We start from the raw sequence: 19,624 nt of genomic DNA, 5'->3' as shown, positions 1-19,624 counted from the left end.
TGAATTTCAAACCTTGATTAGTCGCATGTTTGCCAAAAGCTAAAACAGCTGAAATTACTAAATCTCCAGCCAATCTTTCACAATAAAACTTTATTGAAATTTTAGATATTCTTAAAACTAATACATGAATTAGTCACTACCCCTCTCATGATTCGATAGAAAACCCCTTATTTTAAAGGGATGTTCTACCTGGCAATTATGCGACCAATCAAGAAAAAATAGTTCTTTTTACAATTCTTTGATTCCTTCACAAAAAATCATCTTGTAAACCACGTGTCTTAAGCTTTCTCTTTTTACTTCTTATATTTGAGGCCCAATCGTTTTACAAGCATTACGGGGAAACCCAAATTTATTTTTAAGATGGATATCAAGACCTTTAAAGAGCACTTTACAAATTCTCCTCAACTACAAACTACTGCAGACAAATTACAATATGTAGGCAGTAGAATACATTGGAAAGGATTGATAGGCTCTTCAAAGTCAATCTTGGCAGGAGCGATGGCAAGTCAGGTTCCAGGACACCACCTATTCATCTTAGAAGACAAAGAAAAAGCTGCTTACTTTTTAAACGATTTACAGGGATTATATCCAGATGCAACCCATATTTTGTTCTACCCCGCTTCTTACAGAACACCGTACCAATTGGAGTCTACCGACAATGCCAACGTTGTAGCTAGAGCTGAAGTTTTGGACAAGGTAAACAAGGGGACGAACACTTGGATCATCACCTATCCCAAAGCATTAGTTGAAAAAATCCCTACGAAAAAAAGATTATCAGAGAATACCTTCAAAATTGAAAAAGGAAAAGAGTATTCTATAGATTTTTTAACAGAAGTACTTCATGAATATGGATTTGAAATCGTTGATTTCGTTTATGAGCCCGGGCAATTTTCTGTAAGAGGAGGAATCGTTGATATCTATTCTTTTTCTAATGACTATCCTTTCCGAGTTGAGTTTTTCGGCGATGAAGTAGACACCATTAGAACCTTTGACCCCGTGTCTCAACTTTCCATACACGCTCATGAGTTTTTCTCCATCATTCCAAATGTCCAGGGCAGCTTAATGGAGGAAATGAATGGAAGTATTTTAGAATACGTTGGCGAACACTCCACTCTATGGTTGGCGTCCAATAAAATGGTGGAAAGCACACTCAAAGCAGAGCATGACAAAGCGACTAAAATCTACACAGAATTAGCTGATTCACCTGTAAAAAGAGGAAAACCAAGTGAACTATTCTTACACAAAGCTGAATGGACCAAACAACTTGAAAACTTCTCATCCATAGAATTTGGACCTGATTATCATTTTCAAGCAGATGACAGTGTTGATTTCAAATTCCAACCTCACCCTGCCTTCAATAAAAACTTTGAATTACTACGTGAAGATTTAATAGCGAGAAAGAAAGTCAACTTTACGAATTTGATTTTCTCTAACCAGCCTAAACAAATTGAGCGTTTACATGATATTTTTAAGGATATAGGTGGTGAAGTTGAATTCTCATCGATGAATTTTGCATTGCATGAAGGATTCATTTCTCCTGATTTAAAACTCACCTGTTATACAGACCACCAAATCTTTGAGCGTTTCCATAGATTTAGATTAAAAGAAGGTTTTAGACAGGCCAAACAAGCGTTAACGCTTAAAGAAGTGTACAACCTTCAGAAGGGAGATTATGTAACACACATCGACCATGGTGTTGGTCAATTCTCGGGTTTGCAAACCATAGATGTTAATGGAAAGCCTCAAGAAGCTATTCGTTTGGTTTATAAAGACAATGATGTGTTGTACGTAAGTATTCACTCCTTACACCGTATTTCTAAGTTTACCGGTAAGGATGGAACGGTTCCTAAAATGAATAAATTAGGAACGCAAGCTTGGGCCAATTTAAAGAAGAAAACCAAGAAGAAGATCAAGGAAATTGCCTTCGATTTGATTCAATTATACGCGAAAAGAAAATCACAAGTTGGATTTGCATACTCACCCGACACTTATTTACAAAATGAGTTAGAGGCCTCCTTTATTTATGAAGATACTCCCGATCAATTAAAAGCGACTGAAGCTGTAAAAGAAGATATGGAGAAAGAAACTCCAATGGATAGATTGGTCTGTGGAGATGTTGGATTTGGTAAAACAGAAATTGCCATTCGTGCAGCGTTCAAAGCGGCAACAGATGGTAAGCAAGTGGCTGTTTTGGTACCCACTACAATTCTGTCTTTACAACACTACAGAAGTTTTAGAGATCGATTAAAAGATTTTCCAGTTACGGTAGATTATATCAACAGATTTAAATCTACCAAACAGAACAACGAGACCTTAAAGAATCTTGCTGAGGGTAAAGTAGACATTTTAGTAGGAACCCATAAAATCGTCGGAAAAAGTGTGAAGTTTAAGGATCTCGGACTAATGATTATTGATGAGGAGCAAAAGTTTGGTGTGGCTGTTAAAGACAAATTAAAAACTTTAAAAGCTACAGTAGATACGTTAACACTAACAGCTACACCTATTCCAAGAACCCTTCAATTCTCTTTAATGGGAGCGCGAGATTTAAGTATTATCAATACACCTCCCCCAAACCGTCAACCGGTATTAACGGAAGTGATTCAGTTCAACGAAGAACAAATCAGAGATGCTATTGCTTATGAGGTGAGTCGTGGTGGACAAGTATATTTCGTACACAACCGATTGGCCAACATCAAAGAAATCTCTGGAATGATTCAACGACTTTGTCCAGGTGTACGCGTCGCCATTGGTCACGGACAAATGGAAGGAAAAGAGTTGGAAAAAATCATGATGGATTTCATAGAAGGAGAATACGACGTCTTGCTTGCAACAACCATCATTGAATCAGGAATTGATATTTCAAATGCCAATACCATAATTATCAACAATGCCAATAACTTTGGATTGAGTGACCTTCACCAATTAAGAGGTCGTGTAGGTCGATCGAATAAAAAAGGATTCTGTTATTTGATAGCACCGAGGTTTGACATGATGACTTCCGAAGCTAGAAAACGATTGGAAGCTTTGGTACAGTTCTCAGATTTAGGTTCAGGTTTCAACATTGCCATGAAAGATTTAGACATACGTGGGGCAGGAAATCTACTGGGTGGAGAGCAGAGTGGATTCATTTCAGATATAGGATTCGATATGTATCAGAAGATCTTGAATGAAGCCATAGAAGAATTAAGAGAAAGTGAATTCAAACAACTTTTTGAGGAAAGAAATACGGATGATTTCAATCAGTTTGTGAAAGAAACCCAATTAGAAACGGACATGGAAATCCGTATCCCAGACGATTATGTAAACAACGTTGCAGAGCGTTTGGCCTTGTATCAAGAGCTCGATAACTTGGAGAATCAGCAAAGTTTAGATGCATTTAAAGAGAGATTAAAAGATAGGTTTGGCCCTATCCCTTCTGAAGTAGAAGAATTGATGCAATCCATGAAATTAAGGTGGACGGCTAAAGAAATTGGTTTTGAAAAATTGGTCTTGAAATCAGGTAAAATGATAGGCTATTTCATTTCCAATCCACAAAGCATGTATTTCCAAAGTGCACACTTTACACGTATTTTGAACTACATCCAAAAAGCTCCTAAAGGAGTTAAAATGAGTGAGAAGAACGACAAACTCAGACTGATCTACACCGATATTACAAGCATAGATCAAGCGCTGAGTAGTTTGGAGGAAATATGATTAAAAGAAGAGCAGAAAAGAGATAATTATTAACCCTGAGGCGAGTATGGGGAAAACAAAAAATAGTATCATGCTTGCCCATGCTTTTCTTCTTCCCTCTCGAGTGTTATAAGTTGAAACTAACGAGCAAATGGAAAAAATCAATCCTATAAACATGATGAGGAAGCCAAGTAAGGTTGTAAAAATACCAAAGAGTAATATTCCTCCAATTATTGTTAGTATTAAACCCGCTTTTGCCTTTTTCTCTGCCGATAATGCTGCAGAAACTTCCTCATCGGTCATTTCAACAAATAAACTATCATCATTATTTGCAACAATAATTTCAGGTTGAGGTTCCTCCTCTTCATATACATCTAAAGTGACTTCAGCAGGTTGATTATTTTCACTTAAGGCCGTGTTATAATTACTACTACCTCGGATTGTATATTCTTTATTCACGGTAGCCTCTTCTATCTCCTTCCCCCTTGAATATTGATATTCATAGATAGAATCTGTACTGAAGGCAGGTACTTTTTCAATATCCTTGATTGGGATGATTACTTTTTCTTTTTCGCCCTTATACTTTTTTAGGGTATGCGGTATACGAAATTTGCCCTTCGTATACCTTCTCTTATTAAAATCTGGTGTTGTAGCACAACTTATGATAAGCATAGTCGTAACCATTAAAGCTATAATATTAAGTAGTTTCATGACAGTTAGGTATTTAGCTGCAATTAAATCACAGCGTTGTGTTTCAAAAATTTAGTTGTTAATCGATATGAGAGCCTTACCCTGTTCGAGTATTCTTCAGTTAAAAAATAAAGAAGGCATCAATCCAAAGTAACTTTATAAGAAAGAAGGAAAAAACTAAGGTTAACAGGATAAAAGTGACTATACCAAAAAGAGCTCTATTTCTATCCTTCTTTGTATAATCTGTGGCCGTCAGTGTGAAAATTCCAAAAATGAATCCAACAAAACTGAAAAGAAAAAACAATGGATAAAAGAAGCCTGCCCAACTTAACAACCCGAACACCAAAGCTAAGTTTGCTCTTGATTCCGTTTTATTTTTTTGAGGTTCTTCTGAGTCATTCAATTCATTAATTAATTCGGAAATTACATCTTCTTTACTAGAAACTTTCTTTTTACTATCCTTTTCAAATTCTATTCTACGTGCTTCTCTTTTAGCATCAGTAACACCTTCAACAGTAAATTCGACCTCTCTCTTCCTTTGTTCTGTTTTATTGGGTATTGTCGTTTTTTTGGATGAATGAAGAATTTTCAAATCCTTAGAACCGTTTTCCTCTCTTTTGATTTCATGGATGATATTCAATTCGTCCTTTTCATCTGATTTTGCATTGTGCTTTTTCAAATTGTGTGGAATTCGAAATCTTCCTTTCGTATATTTTCTCTTGTTAAATTCTGGTGTGGTAGCACAACTCACCAACAAAATGGAAAAAATTAAGACGGTTACAATGTTTAGCGTTTTCATGGTTAGGTTTTTTATGATTTTGATTGGTATAAAGTTAAGGCGCCTTTATTGAATAAAAAATGTGGATTCTCGCAAGTAGCAAGATTTATGGATTAAAAAAACATAGAACCATTGACTACCCGCAATCCTATCCTAAGTCTAAATTTGATCTTGAAAATTGGATATTTAAAATTTCACTATTACATCTAAACACCAGAAAAACAAGGGTGTCATGAGTTTTAAATTTTTAATCTTTGAATTTTAAATTCATGGTGGGATAGAATTGCGGGTAGTCAATAAATAAAAATGTAAAAGCTTCTCAAACAGGGATAATAATGGCAGCTCACCAATGGCTAGTTTTTAGTAAGCAATGCACTACAATTACGACCAGGGGAAGTGATTGTGGGGCAAATTGCGACTTAAACTAGCTATTGGTGACTATAATGGTTAGCCCGGCCGTTTGCCAAGGAAGAAGCATAAAAAAAGTCCGACACTTACGTATCGGACTTTGCTTTATATCTTTTTAGAATTAAACCAATTCTATCGTTAATTGATCTTCCTCTTTTGTAACTTTCGTTAAACCATGTTTTGCCAAACCTTTCACTCCTTTATCCCACTGCTTGTTCGATAAACCAGTTTGTTCTTTCAACTCATTTAAATCCATTTTCTGAGCTTTAGCCAATAGATCAAAGATTAACTTTTCGTTCTCATTCAACTCTGGTCCCTTCTTTGCTCCAAAAACCTCAGGTCTCATTTGCGGGAAGAACAACACTTCTTGAATTGCCGGGTTATTGGTTAAGAACATAATCAACCTATCCATACCAATTCCTAATCCTGATGTTGGCGGCATACCATATTCTAGCGCTCTTAAGAAGTCTTGATCAATGAATTCTGTAGCTTCATCATCTCCTTTTTGCGCCAAACGTACTTGATCTTCAAAACGCTCTCTTTGGTCGATAGGGTCGTTCAATTCTGAATATGCATTCGCAATTTCTTTACCACACACCATCAACTCAAAACGCTCAGTAAGACTTGGATCTTCTCTGTGCTCTTTACACAGTGGAGACATTTCTTTTGGGTAATCTGTAATGAACGTTGGTTGGATGTAGTTTCCTTCACATTTCTCTCCGAAAATCTCATCGATTAATTTACCAACACCCATTGTATCGTCAACGGCAATTCCCATTGATTTACATGCTTCTCTTAACTCATCTTCCGTTTTACCTTTGATGTCGAACCCTGTAAAATCGATAATAGATTGTCGCATAGTTACACGCTTATAAGGTGCTTTGAAATCTATCTTATGCTCTCCAAAAGTAGCTTCAGTAGTTCCGTTCACAGCAATTGCACAGTGTTCTAACAAACGCTCTGTGAAATCCATCATCCAGTTGTAATCTTTGTATGAAACATAGATTTCCATAGCCGTAAACTCAGGGTTATGCGTTCTATCCATCCCTTCATTTCTGAAGTTTTTAGAGAACTCGTAAACACCATCAAATCCACCACAAATTAAACGCTTCAAGTACAATTCGTTGGCGATACGCATGTACAATGGAATATCCAGTGCATTGTGGTGCGTAATAAACGGACGCGCTGCCGCTCCACCTGGTATTGACTGTAAAACAGGCGTTTCAACTTCCATGTATCCAGCATCATTAAAGAAGTTACGCATCGCTGTAAACAACTTTGTACGCTTCACGAAAATTTCTTTGACATGTGGATTTACTGTTAAATCAACATAGCGCTGGCGGTAACGCAATTCAGGATCTGTAAAAGCGTCGTGTACCTTACCTTCTGCATCCGTTTTTGGAAGTGGCAGTGGTTTCAAAGACTTACTTAACAAAGTAAAGTTTTTAACAGAAACTGTTGTCTCTCCCACTTGTGTTTTAAATACTTCTCCCTCAACACCAACGAAATCACCTAAATCCAACAACTTTTTAAAAACATCGTTGTACAAGCTTTTATCTTCTCCCGGACAAATTTCATCACGGTTAAAGTACACTTGAATTCTTCCGTCAGCATCTTGCAACTCACCAAAAGAGGCCTTACCTTGAACCTTTCGACGCATTAATCTACCCGCGATTACAACCTTTTCACCTTCCTTGTAATTGTTCTTTATCTCAGAAGATTTGTGCGTCACAGGGTACAGTGCTGCAGGATATGGGTCAATTCCCAAATCCCTCAATTTTTTCAACGTTTCTCTACGCTGAATCTCTTGGTCTGAAAGTTCAATAAGACTCATTTGATAACTCTTTTAAATACAATTATGTACTACTTGTTTTAACAATTTGCAAAGATAAGTCATAAAAATGAGGTGATGGTAGTGGAAGGGTTGATAAATGCGGAAAGAGAATGAATTTTAACGGAATGTGGAGTTGGAAGTCAAAGAAATTTCAAGATTGTAGGAATATTTACTGACTACCCGCAATTCTATCCCTTTTTTATATATGGCTAAAAAGTCGTAACTTTTATACTATCAACCTAACACTAAAAATCATGAATCAATCAGAATTTTACGGTCGCTATAACCGCGAAGAAAATGCAGTACTTTTTTTCAAAGAAATCTTTCAGTACAGAGTTAAATGTTGTCCAAAATGCAAGCACCATTCACTTAAATTCTACATGCACCTTAAATCATGGAGGTGTCCGAAGTGTAAGAAAATCATCAGTATAAAATCTGTTTCTTTCATGAGAGACAGTAACCTTCAATTAAGAGATTGGCTAGAAATTATCTACCTAATAACACAAGGAAAAAAGACAGATTCTGTATTGAACCTTCTACGAAAATCGAGACAAACTCGCTACGATACGCTTGCTTATGCTGTAAAAAAATTACGTCTTGAAATGGGACAGATAAACAAACAGTTATTAGACCAACCTAAAACACTTCTACACTTTGAAAAACGTGAAACAGAGAGCATAATTGATCTCCCGGGAATTCCACAAAATATTGATTTGCAAATCCTAAAACAACCCTTTAAAAATTATGACAGAATCCGGTTAACACTTTCGTCAAATGATGTCAAAGAAGTATTTAAATTGAAGTCCCATAGACTTCTCAATCCAAATTATAGGTATAAAAAACTTTTTGCTGAAAACGTTTCAAAACCCACTACTTTAAACAAGGAATTTATAGTTCTAAACGGAGCGAAAATTAAGAAAACATGGGAGCAAAAATTAAAAACCAACTTCATTAAAGAACTTAGGGGGATTTATCATAATGTCTCTATCGTTTTCATGCAAGGAGTCATGGATGAATATTGTTTCAAGTACAACAATAGGCACTCATTGACACCCAAATTCAAAGTTTTCGTTTATCAGTTATTAATGACAAAGGATAGAATTGCGGGTAGTCAGTAAATTTTGATCGAAAAAGTTTAATACCACCCATCAATTCTCCCCCTCATCCCCTATATTTACCCTCATATGTGTGGTATCGCTGCTTTTCTTGATTACACCAAAACTTCTTCCTTGAACACCCTTCAAGCCATGACCCGTACCCTCCACCACCGTGGACCAGACGGTGAAGGGTTTGAGTTAGTTCAAAAAGAAGCGTTTTGTTTGGGACTGGGTCATAAACGACTTTCCATTCTGGATCTCTCAGATGCAGGGAAACAACCTATGAAATTTGGTCATCTCACACTCATCTTTAACGGAGAAATCTACAATTTCGAGGAGATCAACAAAGAGTTAATAAGGCTGGGACATTTGTTCAACACTCATTCCGACACAGAAACTTTACTTCACGCCTACCAGCAATGGGGTGAAAAATGCTTGGATAAGTTCATTGGTATGTTTGCCTTCGTAATCTATGATGAAAACAAGCAACACATCTTTGCTGCTCGCGATAGAGCTGGAGTAAAACCATTTTTCATTTACCAAAAAGAAAACCTATTCCTCTTTGCTTCAGAGCTTAAAGTGTTTCACAAACACCCCGATTTTGAAAAGGAAATTGACCTGAACAGTTTGGCTGCTTATATGCAGTACGGAAACATTCCATCCCCACATTCTATCTTTAAAAATATTAGAAAACTAGGAGCCGGGGAGTATTTCATGCTCGATATTAATACAAAAAAACTGATTCAGAGAAAGTATTGGAACATTTACGATTACTACAACAAACCCAAGAAGAATATTTCTTTTGAACAAGCCAAAGAGGAGACGAAAAGTTTATTGACTTCTGCCTTTCATTATAGAATGCGCTCTGATGTTCCTGTAGGAATTTTCTTAAGTGGAGGTTATGACTCGGCGGCTGTCACTTCTATTTTACAAGCCAATAATACGCAGCAACTTAAGACTTTTACCATAGGCGTTCCCGATATAGGACTCAACGAAGCGCCTTTTGCAAACGAGGTAGCAAATTATTTAGGCACGGATCATCACGAATTTCAATGTACAGCGAATGAAGCCTTAGCTTTAATTCAAAAAATACCTTATCATTATGATGAACCTTTTGCGGATAGCAGTGCTTTACCAACAATGTTGGTCAGTAAAATGGCAAGTGAAAAAGTTACCGTAGCCCTGAGCGCAGACGGTGGCGACGAGATATTTGCGGGTTATAACCGTTACGACTATCTGCTCAAAATGCTGCCCAAATTGGAAAAACTTCCTCAAATAGCAGGTAAAGCTATGGCTGGTGTAATGGATCTCATCCCCTCCAACGCTCTCCCTTACTTCAAGCATAAATACAACTTCCACAATCGTTATGAGAAAATGAAGGGTATACTTCGCAATCCAAATGCCGAAGCTATCATGCTAAGTTTGAGTCAGCAGTTTACAGATGCTCAGGTAAGCAAATTGATGAAAACCCATATAAAACCTTTGGATACTTTGTACACGAGCAACGAGTTGTCAAAAATTCATTTTTCTCCTTTGGCCTACATGCAGGCTATCGATTTCCAAACCTATTTGGTTGACGACATCCTTACAAAAGTAGATAGAGCTACCATGTTTGCCAGCATAGAAGGCAGAGAACCGCTGTTAGATCATCGTATTGCGGAATATGCAGCCCAGTTACCAGACGAATTTAAATACCATAAGGGAACCAAAAAGCACATTTTAAAAGAAATTGTACACGACTATCTTCCAAAAGAAATGATGGAAAGACCCAAACAAGGTTTTGCTATTCCTATTGCCGAATGGATGTGGAAAGAGCTAAAAGAACACGTCAATCATTATATATCCGAAGAAAAAATTAGTCAGCAAGGCTACTTTAATTGGAAAGTAGTAGAGAAAATGAAACGCGACTTTTACGCAGGTAAAAAAGAACTCGATTTCAAGATGTGGTACCTTTTGATGTTTCAAATGTGGTACGAAGAGTGGATGGTGGCAAAATAAAAAACTCCGTTTTTCACCGGGCTTTCCGCTGTAGCTTTCAACCTAAAAAGCCATTCAACTAAAATACAAAAGGGCTACCTCTGGGCGCCCTTCTCTATTAAGTTTCATATGTCTTTCTACGTCAAAAACTGCCGCTCCTATCCCTTTTTGAGAAGCTAAACTAAAGTCTCTACACCAGAAAACTTCACTTCAACTTCTTCCAAAATGGCTCTAATTTCTTCCAAATTAAAAGAAGTCACCAACTTAGTTCTGTAATCTTTAAAGTGAGGTATACCTTTGAAATAATTCGTATAGTGACGTTTCATTTCTGCGATACCTAATGTTTCACCTTTCCATTTGATACTCATCTCTAAGTGCTCACGTGTAACAGCTACTCTTTCTTTAATCGTCGGTTTTGGCAAGTGTTGTCCGGTCTTCTGGTAGTGCTTAATTTCATTAAATATCCATGGATATCCTATACTTGCTCTACCTATCATTATACCATCAACACCAAACTTGTTTTTGTATTCTACAGCCTTTTCTGGTGAATCTATATCTCCGTTTCCGAAAACAGGAATGTGCATTCTTGAGTTATTTTTCACCTCTGCAATCAAACTCCAGTCTGCCTCACCCTTGTACATTTGCTTACGCGTTCTTCCGTGTATAGAAATTGCTTCTATTCCTACATCTTGCAAACGCTCAGCTACTTCAACAATGTGCTTAGAGTTGTCATCCCATCCCAAACGGGTTTTAACGGTTACAGGAAGTTTGGTTGTTTTCACAATTTCCTCCGTCATTCTAACCATCTTAGGAATGTCTTGCAAAATACCTGCTCCAGCTCCTTTACACGCCACCTTCTTTACCGGACATCCGTAGTTGATATCGATAATATCTGGGTTGGTTTGCTCTGTAATTTCTGTCGCACGCTTCATACTTTCTATGTCGTACCCAAAAATCTGTATCCCAACCGGACGTTCGTATTCAAAAATATCCAGTTTCTTTACACTTTTCACCGCATCACGAATCAATCCTTCAGAAGAAATAAATTCTGTGTACATCAAATCAGCCCCATTCTTTTTACATAAAGCTCTAAAGGGCGGATCACTCACGTCCTCCATGGGTGCCAATAACAAAGGAAAATCTCCTAAATCTATGTCGCGTATTTTTGCCAAAGTCTTTGTATTTGAGGGGGCAAAGTTACAGATTTTATTAGGAACCAAGAAAAAGAATTGAAAACGAGTTGTTTAAACGACAACTTTCTAAAAATCAAACTAATTTCATTGACTACCCGCAATTCTATCCCAGTGAGAATTCAAAGTTCAAAAAATAAAATTCAAAATTGGAGAATTCCAGCATTTATAGTTAACATATGAGTATCACTTAATTTCAAATCTCCAATTTCCAATATCAAATTTCTATTTGGGATAGAATTGCGGGTAGTCAGAAAAAGGCATGCCCCTTTCCGACAAAAATTCAATTTCTCAAATCTTTATTTTTTTGAATCCCTCAACCCTTTGCTATCTCCAAAACAACTCCTACCTTTGTATCAAACTTTTAGGGGTGTCTTTTACTAATTTTTAGTGAAATTCTGAGAAATACTCTTCGAACCTGAGGCAGTTAAGGCTGACGTAGGGAAAAAGTTCACAGTCACTTGGTACCCCAAGGTTTTCTGCGGCACTTTTTCTAGAAGAATCCCCCTTATTATTTGTAGGAAATTATGTTACCGCGCATTCAATACATTACACATCCCGATGAGAATTTCAGCGATTTAAGCTGGATAGACAGATTGGCTAAAGGCGGAATCAAATGGGTACAACTTCGCATTAAGAAAAATCATTTCGAAGCGCGTCATCCTGGATCAGATTATACTTCATTTTTTACAGAGACGTTAATTCGCATAGCCGAAAAATGTAAATCCCTTGGAGTTTTACTTACGGTTAATGATCACTACAGTTTTGCCATCAAAGCCAATGTAGATGGAGCCCATATAGGTAAAGAAGATGAAGCTCATGAGGTGGTGCGTAATTTCTTGGGGGATCAAAAAATAGTTGGCGCAACTGCCAATGCTTACGATGACATTTTAGCTTATAACACGGCTATTTTAGACTACATCGGTTTAGGTCCTTATACCTTTACGACTACCAAAGATAAAGACAAATTGAGTCCAGCTTTGGGACTACGAGGCTATGCTTCTTGCATCGAACGTTTAAAAACTCAACATATAGATACACCAATTTTCGCTATAGGTGGAATAGAAAAAGAAGATGTAAAAGGTATTATGCAAACAGGAGTGTACGGAATTGCTTTATCGGGACTCATACACAAGGCCAATTTTGACCTTGAATCTATAGAAGAAATTGTAGATCTTGTTGAACAAAATGCCAAAGAAACATCACCAATAATTTAAGGAATATGAAATTAGGAGATATAGAAATTCAGTCGCGCTTATTTACTGGAACAGGTAAATTCAGTAGTAACCAATTGATGGAAGAAGCACTTTTGGCAAGTGGTTCTGAATTGGTAACAGTTGCTTTAAAAAGAGTGGATGTTCAAAACGAAAACGACGGAATTTTACGTCATTTGAACCATAAACAATTTAATTTACTACCGAATACATCGGGAGTAAGAAATGCGAAAGAAGCAGTCTTTGCAGCAGAATTGGCCAGAGAAGCTTTGGAAACGAACTTGGTGAAATTGGAAATTCACCCTGATCCAAAATATTTAATGCCAGATCCTATTGAAACTTTAAAAGCTACAGAAGAATTGGCCAAAAAAGGTTTCATCGTTCTACCTTACATACATGCAGACCCAGTTTTGTGTAAGCATTTAGAAGATGCAGGTACTGCAGCTGTCATGCCTTTGGGAGCACCTATTGGTTCAAACAAAGGGGTGAGAACACGTGATTTCATTGAGATCATTGTGGATCAATCAAGGGTTCCCATTATTGTTGATGCAGGTTTGGGTGCACCGTCTCATGCAGCTGAGGCTATGGAACTTGGAGCTGACGCTGTTTTGGTGAATACGGCAATTGCTGTTGCAGGTGATCCTGTTAAAATGGCCATTGCTTTTAAACAAGCAGTAGAGGCAGGAAGAATGGCATACGAAGCAAAACTAGGTGGAATACAAAACACAGCTGTAGCAAGTAGTCCATTGACTAGTTTTTTAGCGGATTAATTAAAAAGAAAGGGAGCTATGTTCAAAGAAGAAGTTAACAAGATAGATTGGGACAGCACAAAGGCGAGTATTTATAACAAAACCGCACAGGATGTTGAACGTGCTTTAAGCAAACCAAAGCGTGATTTAGAAGATTTCAAAGCCTTGATTTCTCCTGCTGCCGCACCTTATCTAGAGCAAATGGCAGCTTTGAGTCAGAAGCTTACCCAAGAGCGTTTTGGGAAAACCATTCAAATGTACATCCCTATGTACCTTTCGAATGAATGCCAGAACATTTGTACCTACTGTGGGTTTAGTTTAGATGTAAAAATCGACAGAAAAACCTTAACAGATGAAGAGATTTTAGCTGAAGTTAAAATCATCAAATCCATGGGGTACGATCACATTCTTATTGTTACTGGTGAAGCCAACAAAACAGTGGGGGTGGATTATTTCTTAAATGCAATTGAACTGATCAAACCTTACTTTTCTCATATTGCCATGGAAGTGCAACCGCTCGACCAAGAAGATTATGAAAAGTTAATTGCTGCAGGTCTTAATACGGTATTGGTTTATCAAGAAACTTACCACAAGGACGATTATAAAATCCATCACCCTAAAGGGAAAAAGTCGAATTTTGATTACCGTGTGGATACCCACGATAGATTAGGAAAAGCAGGCATCCACAAAATGGGACTCGGAGTACTTTTCGGTTTAGAAGATTGGAGAACAGATACTTTCTATTGCGCCGCTCATTTAGATTACTTAGAACGTACTTATTGGAAAACTAAATATTCCATTTCCTTCCCGCGTTTAAGACCATGTGCAGGAGGAATTGAGTTGAAATCGGTTATGACAGATAGAGAATTAGTACAACTCATATGTGCCTACAGAATATTTAATCAAGAGGTAGAGTTAAGTATGTCAACCCGAGAGTCGGAAACCTTTAGAAACAATATTATAAAGTTGGGAATCACGAGTATCTCTGCCGATTCTAAAACAGACCCTGGAGGATATGCCAACCCAGAGGTAAACCTAGAACAATTCGAAATTGATGATAAACGTTCAACGGAAACCTTCATAGAAGTCATAAAACAACAAGGCTACGAACCGGTCTTTAAAGACTGGGACTTGAGTCTACAATAAAAATCTAAGAAAGTGATGCGCAAAGAAGTGTATCACTTTTTTTATTGAATTCACACCCTTTAAATTCGAAAACTTCGAGCGACCTTATATCTAAACTGGAATTTCAAATATCCAATTTCTAATTTCTAATCTACTTGGGATAGAATTGCGGGTAGTCAGTGAATTTGAAAGATTTGAGGGACCTTTACGTGACTTCTTGGTGAATTGCTACGAATTTTAGTAAGCTCTTTAGTTTTTGAATATTGACTTTTAATCTTTGAATCCTCGACGGGATAGAATAGCGGGTAGTCAGTAAAACTCTCTACTAACCATCTTTTATTTTGAATTTTGACTTAATAATTTTGAATTGTTTAGGATAGAATTGCGGGTAGTCAGTAAAATTCTCAAGCTTGGGTACCGAGCGACAAGCAAAATCCCTTATAAAATCTCCAATTTCCATTTTCCAATCTACACCCCAAACAGGGACAGCAATGGCTGCGCCCCTTAAAAAGTAACTAGCAAGAATTGGGCAAGGGAGTACGACCAGCGGAAGTGCTACCTGGCCTTAGTCTTGTTTGGTAATTTTTAGGGGGACTAAAATGGATGGCCCGGCCGTTTGCACCTTAATAGCTTTACAAGTCTTTCTGATTTTACGCCAGCTTCTCAAGCCTACAAAACTTACATTTTTCGCATCTTTGCGGCCATGAAAAAATTGCTAGGAATATTAGGTTTTTGCTTTGCATTGAGTGCAAATGCACAATTAGAAATAGGAGCAGTTGCCCCTGAGGTTCATGTAGATCACGTATTTAATAAAGCCGATAAGGTGAACCCAACATTAGAGAGTTTAAAGGGGAAATACGTAGTGCTTGACTTCTGGGCTACTTGGTGTTCTCCTTGTGTAGCTTCCTTTCCAAAAATGGACAAGTTATATACAGAATTCAAAGATCAAAACGTACAGTTTTTAGCAATCAGCACTGAGAAGTTGGTAAAGGTTGAAAATTTTGTAAAGCATACCAATTACAACTTTTGGATAGGTGTAAATGAAAGCAGAGAAGATTTTAAAAACTACAAAATAACTGCTATTCCTCAGGTCTACGTTATCAATCCTGAAGGAAAGGTAGTGCACCAAACCCACCACTTAACCAAAGAAGATTTGGTTGAAATTTTGGCCAAAGGAAAATTAGAACAAGCCCAAAAAGAAAACACCTCTGAAAAAGAAGCTTTACCCTACAGAGGTTATTTAGCGGGAGAAGATCCATTGTACAGAACGGCCTACTTTTTAGCGCATGGAGACAACAAAGACATGCCAACAGCTTTGCAACAACAAGTGTTAAGACCTTCTTTAGCGCCTGGGTACTACGGAAACAAAATGCTGTTTAAGGGAGATACAGCTAAAGTTACTTTTCACGGTGCAACCTTGAAGACCATCATATCTGAAATCTACAACTTACCGTCGGAGGTTTATGTAAACGATCTTTCGGGCGATACCACTGCCTATGATTTAGTTTTCAACGCTACTTCTACCAATCAGAAAGAGGCTACTGCAGCTATTATTTCTCAATTAGAAAAGAACTTAGGAGTACAAGTAAAATGGGAAAAGTACACTGCGGTACAAAACGAACTTTCCATTGATAGCTTACCGCATACAGCAATTCACAACGACAGTGTGATGGAAGGCACCTATTATTTATACACGCCTTTTAGCGTATTCTTAAAGCACTTAGAAAATAAAAGTGGAGAAGTGTATACCATGAAAGATGAATACTTGAATTACACACTTTTAAACAAAGGGATAGATAGAGGTAAACTCTATGATATGACAGCCAAGGAAATCGAAGATTATTTAATTGCCGCTGGATTTAAAGTAACGAGAGGGGAAACAAAGATCAAACGTGTTGCTATTCAATAGGAATGCAAATCAGAATAAAAAAGCCCCTCAAATTTAGTTTGAGGGGCTTTTTTTATTTATTCAAATTTAATAATCTTTCGTCGTACGACTTCGTCTTCCACATCAAGTACAAAGTTGTAAACACCCGGTGCTAACGATGTGAGATCTATAACTCTTTTATTCCCTGCTTCAATTACTAGACTGCCTCTACTATCATATACTTTTGTATTCAATTCGATATCATCCCTTCCTTCAATACGGACCATTCCTTGAGTTGGATTTGGAATTAATTGAAGAGAGGGGAAATCATCTTTATCAATACCCAAATCGCATAGAAGAGGATCAAGAACTGGACTAACACCTGTTGCTCCTCCTGCACATATATTACAACTGTCAACAAAGGCCGTTCCTCCCCATAGGCTATCACAATCTTTAATACAGGCAAGAATACCTGAGTTACCTCCCACACATATTCCACAAGAATCTAAATAGGCCGTACCCCCAACATCTCCAAAACAATCTAATTGGAGCAATTGATCAGAGGGAGAAATCTTATGGAGCACTCCATGTTTACCCAGTGTACTCGTATTTATTTTTCCCCCTACCCATATTTCGTCTTGATTCTGGATGGTAGCAACATTGGGTTTAGATTTTGCTCCAATTTCTGAACTCAGCACAGATGTCCATAAACTATCTCCCTGCACAGAATAAATTTGGTAAACTATATTTGAAGTCCATGTTGGATGAATATTATCGGTTCCAGCTACTAGAATCGCCGTTGAGTCTTTAAACAATTGTAGATCCCTGAGCTCACTTAACACTCCGTTATGTTTATACTTTTGATTCCAATAAACACTTCCATCCATTGCGGAAACAGCAATGACTGTCATACTATCGTTCACATCCCCACCTAGAATTAGGGTACTATCATTTGCAATGGATATTCGGGTAAGTTTTCCAACCCCATAGTTTGTTTCCCAGTTTAGGCTCAAAGTTGTTTTATCCACCTCATAGAAAACAGCTTGATTCTGATTATTCTCTCCCACCACCAAAAGATCATTGTTATTTAATACAATCTCATAATTACTCTTTAAACCAAAAGTATTTCCCTGTGTGAGAATAAGTGAATTTAAATCCAAGGAATAAATCTTATCGCTTCCCGCGTAATAGACATAGGAAGAATCACTACATATTAGATTCAAGCTTCCATCATAACTGAGATTACTTCCGGCCGACTCAATTAATATTTCATTTGAAAAGGAAGAGCTAGCGTTCCAAACAACGCAATTTACGACACTACCTTTTTGATAAAAAACATATACTGAATCTGCTTGAGCGTAACTATCTATTATTTTCACATCATTTTGACTCATTATTAGCTCATCAGTATTAAGAATTTGTCCCGTAGCACTATTCATATGAGCTATTTTTAATGCCGAATAACTCACTCCACCCTGAGCATTTGTAACCTCCTTTACATAGCTAACATAAAGACCAGAATTATCTTTACATAAACTTCCTTCACCCTTTTTTAAGGTATCTACTAAAGACTCTTGCCAAATTGATGTTCCGCTTGATAAATATCCCGATAACCCTAAAGAATCTCCGTAATCAACTAATGAAACCAATACACCTCCAAAATCAACAAGATCTAAAACCTCAACATCTTGGTTTCCTCCATCACCGATTTCTTTTTTTACAAGAAACTCTCCTGTAAGACTATCTAAAACAATCAAGTATCCCCTGGTCGAATTATATGACTGGTTATTAATTATTTCGAGTTCACCCAAAACATAAGGCACATTATTAATAACATGCATACCTACCCCTTTACTAAAGTCTTCTTCTGCCACAGAATCATTAATAACAGTAAACTCGTATTCAGTTAACCCTGTTGCTTTATTCACCTTGTACCCTCCCCATAGACCTAGAGACAAAACAGAGAAATCGTACTTACCGGTTACATAAATATTTCCACTACAATCTACATCCAAACTGAAGGCTTCTTGCTCTCCATTGCCCTGCGTTGATTGTGGATTAGTAAAATTTATATACTCATAATAAAAATTTGTAACCATCAAATTTTCCTTATCAACCTCATATACAATCATTGGACTGGTTCCTGAACCTGTTGATAAAGGCAAAGCTGACATATAAAAAAAATCTCCAATATCCACTCTATCTGACATTCGGTAGGAACCATAAGCATTCTGTGTAACATTTAAACTTCCGTCATCTTTATTTACTATGCCATAGTTCCCATTTGAAATTGCAAAAAATGATACTTCTCCCAACACCCATATTCTATCCTCCTCATCGCAAAACATGTGTCGTATTCGAACATTATTATTGATACTATACTCACGCTTCCATAAAAGCGTATTTAAATCATTTCCATTGAATTTATACAAGTGGTCAAGGGTAGAAACATAAATATTATTTTCATTATCTATAATGGCAATTCCATCTGTTGAATTAAAGTTCTTAGCTTGAACAACATTTCCAGATTGTTTATCAATAACACGTAAAACACTGGAATGATCCATAAACATAACTTCATCGTCACCAGCAGCTCTGAGCGTCATATCCGCGTCATAATAGGTGACAAATGTCTTAGTCCAATATAATTCTCCAGAATGTTTATTAATTCTTACCACGTGCGTTTTGTTGCCGTAATAATCATAAGCTGCTCCATATATGCAGGAGTCTAAAACGGAAAGATTCCATTTAATCCTGTCTTGAATAGTACTGGTATAATTCACCTCATTTGGAGTACACTTCCACACAATATCTCCATCTAACCCAATTTTAATAACTGGATAGGAATGTCCATTTTCCACAAGTTCCACTCCAGCAATAATTCCATCTTCAACTTCCAAATTTCCCGTAATGTGCTGAATTACGCTTCCATCTGTAGCGATATAATTTTTGGTCAATGATATTTGCCCATATCCAATGAAGGTAAATGCCGCAAATAGTTGAATCAATAGATTTTTCATGGT

12 protein-coding genes and 1 riboswitch are annotated in these 19,624 nt (G+C 37.1%); of the genes, 7 read left to right on the top strand and 5 right to left on the bottom strand.

Annotated features, from left to right (window positions below; all coding sequences use genetic code 11):
• The first annotated feature begins 360 nt into the window (after positions 1-360).
• Complete coding sequence (gene mfd / locus BM327_RS08025; RefSeq protein WP_090248063.1) at positions 361-3,693, top strand: transcription-repair coupling factor; 3,333 nt, start codon at positions 361-363, stop codon at positions 3,691-3,693.
• On the opposite strand, the gene BM327_RS08020 is transcribed toward mfd, so the two are convergent.
• The 3 genes from BM327_RS08020 to lysS all read right to left on the bottom strand — a co-directional run bounded on the left by BM327_RS08020 (position 3,694) and on the right by lysS (position 7,382).
• Positions 3,694-4,383 (bottom strand): DUF456 domain-containing protein, encoded by a 690-nt coding sequence (locus BM327_RS08020; protein ID WP_090248060.1) that lies wholly within the window; start codon positions 4,381-4,383, stop codon positions 3,694-3,696.
• Between the two features lie 100 nt (positions 4,384-4,483).
• Positions 4,484-5,161 carry a hypothetical protein gene (locus tag BM327_RS08015; protein ID WP_090248058.1) on the bottom strand — a complete coding sequence of 226 codons (678 nt, stop codon included), beginning with the start codon at positions 5,159-5,161 and terminating at the stop codon, positions 4,484-4,486.
• Between the two features lie 508 nt (positions 5,162-5,669).
• A complete protein-coding gene (lysS, locus tag BM327_RS08010) occupies positions 5,670-7,382 on the bottom strand; it encodes a lysine--tRNA ligase (protein WP_244526203.1) in 1,713 nt (570 codons plus the stop codon).
• A gap of 254 nt (positions 7,383-7,636) precedes the next feature.
• Here lysS and BM327_RS08005 point away from each other — a divergent pair, with 254 nt between their 5' ends.
• Complete coding sequence (locus BM327_RS08005) at positions 7,637-8,500, top strand: hypothetical protein (RefSeq protein WP_090248054.1); 864 nt, start codon at positions 7,637-7,639, stop codon at positions 8,498-8,500.
• A gap of 66 nt (positions 8,501-8,566) precedes the next feature.
• A complete protein-coding gene (gene asnB / locus BM327_RS08000) occupies positions 8,567-10,477 on the top strand; it encodes an asparagine synthase (glutamine-hydrolyzing) (RefSeq protein ID WP_090248052.1) in 1,911 nt (636 codons plus the stop codon).
• A 155-nt stretch (positions 10,478-10,632) separates the two neighbouring features.
• Here the strand turns inward: asnB and dusB are convergent, their stop codons facing one another.
• On the bottom strand, positions 10,633-11,628 hold the full coding sequence (dusB, locus tag BM327_RS07995; RefSeq protein ID WP_090248904.1) for a tRNA dihydrouridine synthase DusB: 996 nt from the start codon (positions 11,626-11,628) through the stop codon (positions 10,633-10,635).
• Positions 11,629-12,002: 374 nt separating this feature from the next.
• Positions 12,003-12,108, top strand: a riboswitch (TPP riboswitch).
• A 65-nt stretch (positions 12,109-12,173) separates the two neighbouring features.
• Here dusB and BM327_RS07990 point away from each other — a divergent pair.
• The 4 genes from BM327_RS07990 to BM327_RS07975 all read left to right on the top strand — a co-directional run bounded on the left by BM327_RS07990 (position 12,174) and on the right by BM327_RS07975 (position 16,643).
• Positions 12,174-12,863 carry a thiamine phosphate synthase gene (locus BM327_RS07990; RefSeq protein ID WP_090248050.1) on the top strand — a complete coding sequence of 230 codons (690 nt, stop codon included), beginning with the start codon at positions 12,174-12,176 and terminating at the stop codon, positions 12,861-12,863.
• 5 nt (positions 12,864-12,868) lie between these two features.
• Positions 12,869-13,630 carry a thiazole synthase gene (locus BM327_RS07985; protein WP_090248047.1) on the top strand — a complete coding sequence of 254 codons (762 nt, stop codon included), beginning with the start codon at positions 12,869-12,871 and terminating at the stop codon, positions 13,628-13,630.
• Positions 13,631-13,648: 18 nt separating this feature from the next.
• The gene (gene thiH / locus BM327_RS07980; RefSeq protein WP_090248045.1) at positions 13,649-14,755 is read left to right on the top strand and encodes a 2-iminoacetate synthase ThiH; all 1,107 of its coding nucleotides are present in this window, start codon (positions 13,649-13,651) and stop codon (positions 14,753-14,755) included.
• A gap of 682 nt (positions 14,756-15,437) precedes the next feature.
• Positions 15,438-16,643 (top strand): TlpA family protein disulfide reductase, encoded by a 1,206-nt coding sequence (locus BM327_RS07975; protein ID WP_139230306.1) that lies wholly within the window; start codon positions 15,438-15,440, stop codon positions 16,641-16,643.
• A gap of 56 nt (positions 16,644-16,699) precedes the next feature.
• Here BM327_RS07975 and BM327_RS07970 read toward each other — a convergent pair whose 3' ends face one another.
• Complete coding sequence (locus BM327_RS07970; protein WP_139230305.1) at positions 16,700-19,621, bottom strand: T9SS type A sorting domain-containing protein; 2,922 nt, start codon at positions 19,619-19,621, stop codon at positions 16,700-16,702.
• Positions 19,622-19,624 lie beyond the last annotated feature (3 nt).

It is taken from the genome of Lishizhenia tianjinensis (assembly GCF_900116425.1).
In the GTDB taxonomy this organism is placed as follows: Bacteria; Bacteroidota; Bacteroidia; order Flavobacteriales_D; family Crocinitomicaceae; genus Lishizhenia; species Lishizhenia tianjinensis.
Note: the sequence above shows the minus strand (reverse complement) of the source record. Positions and strands in the feature narration are given on the sequence as shown.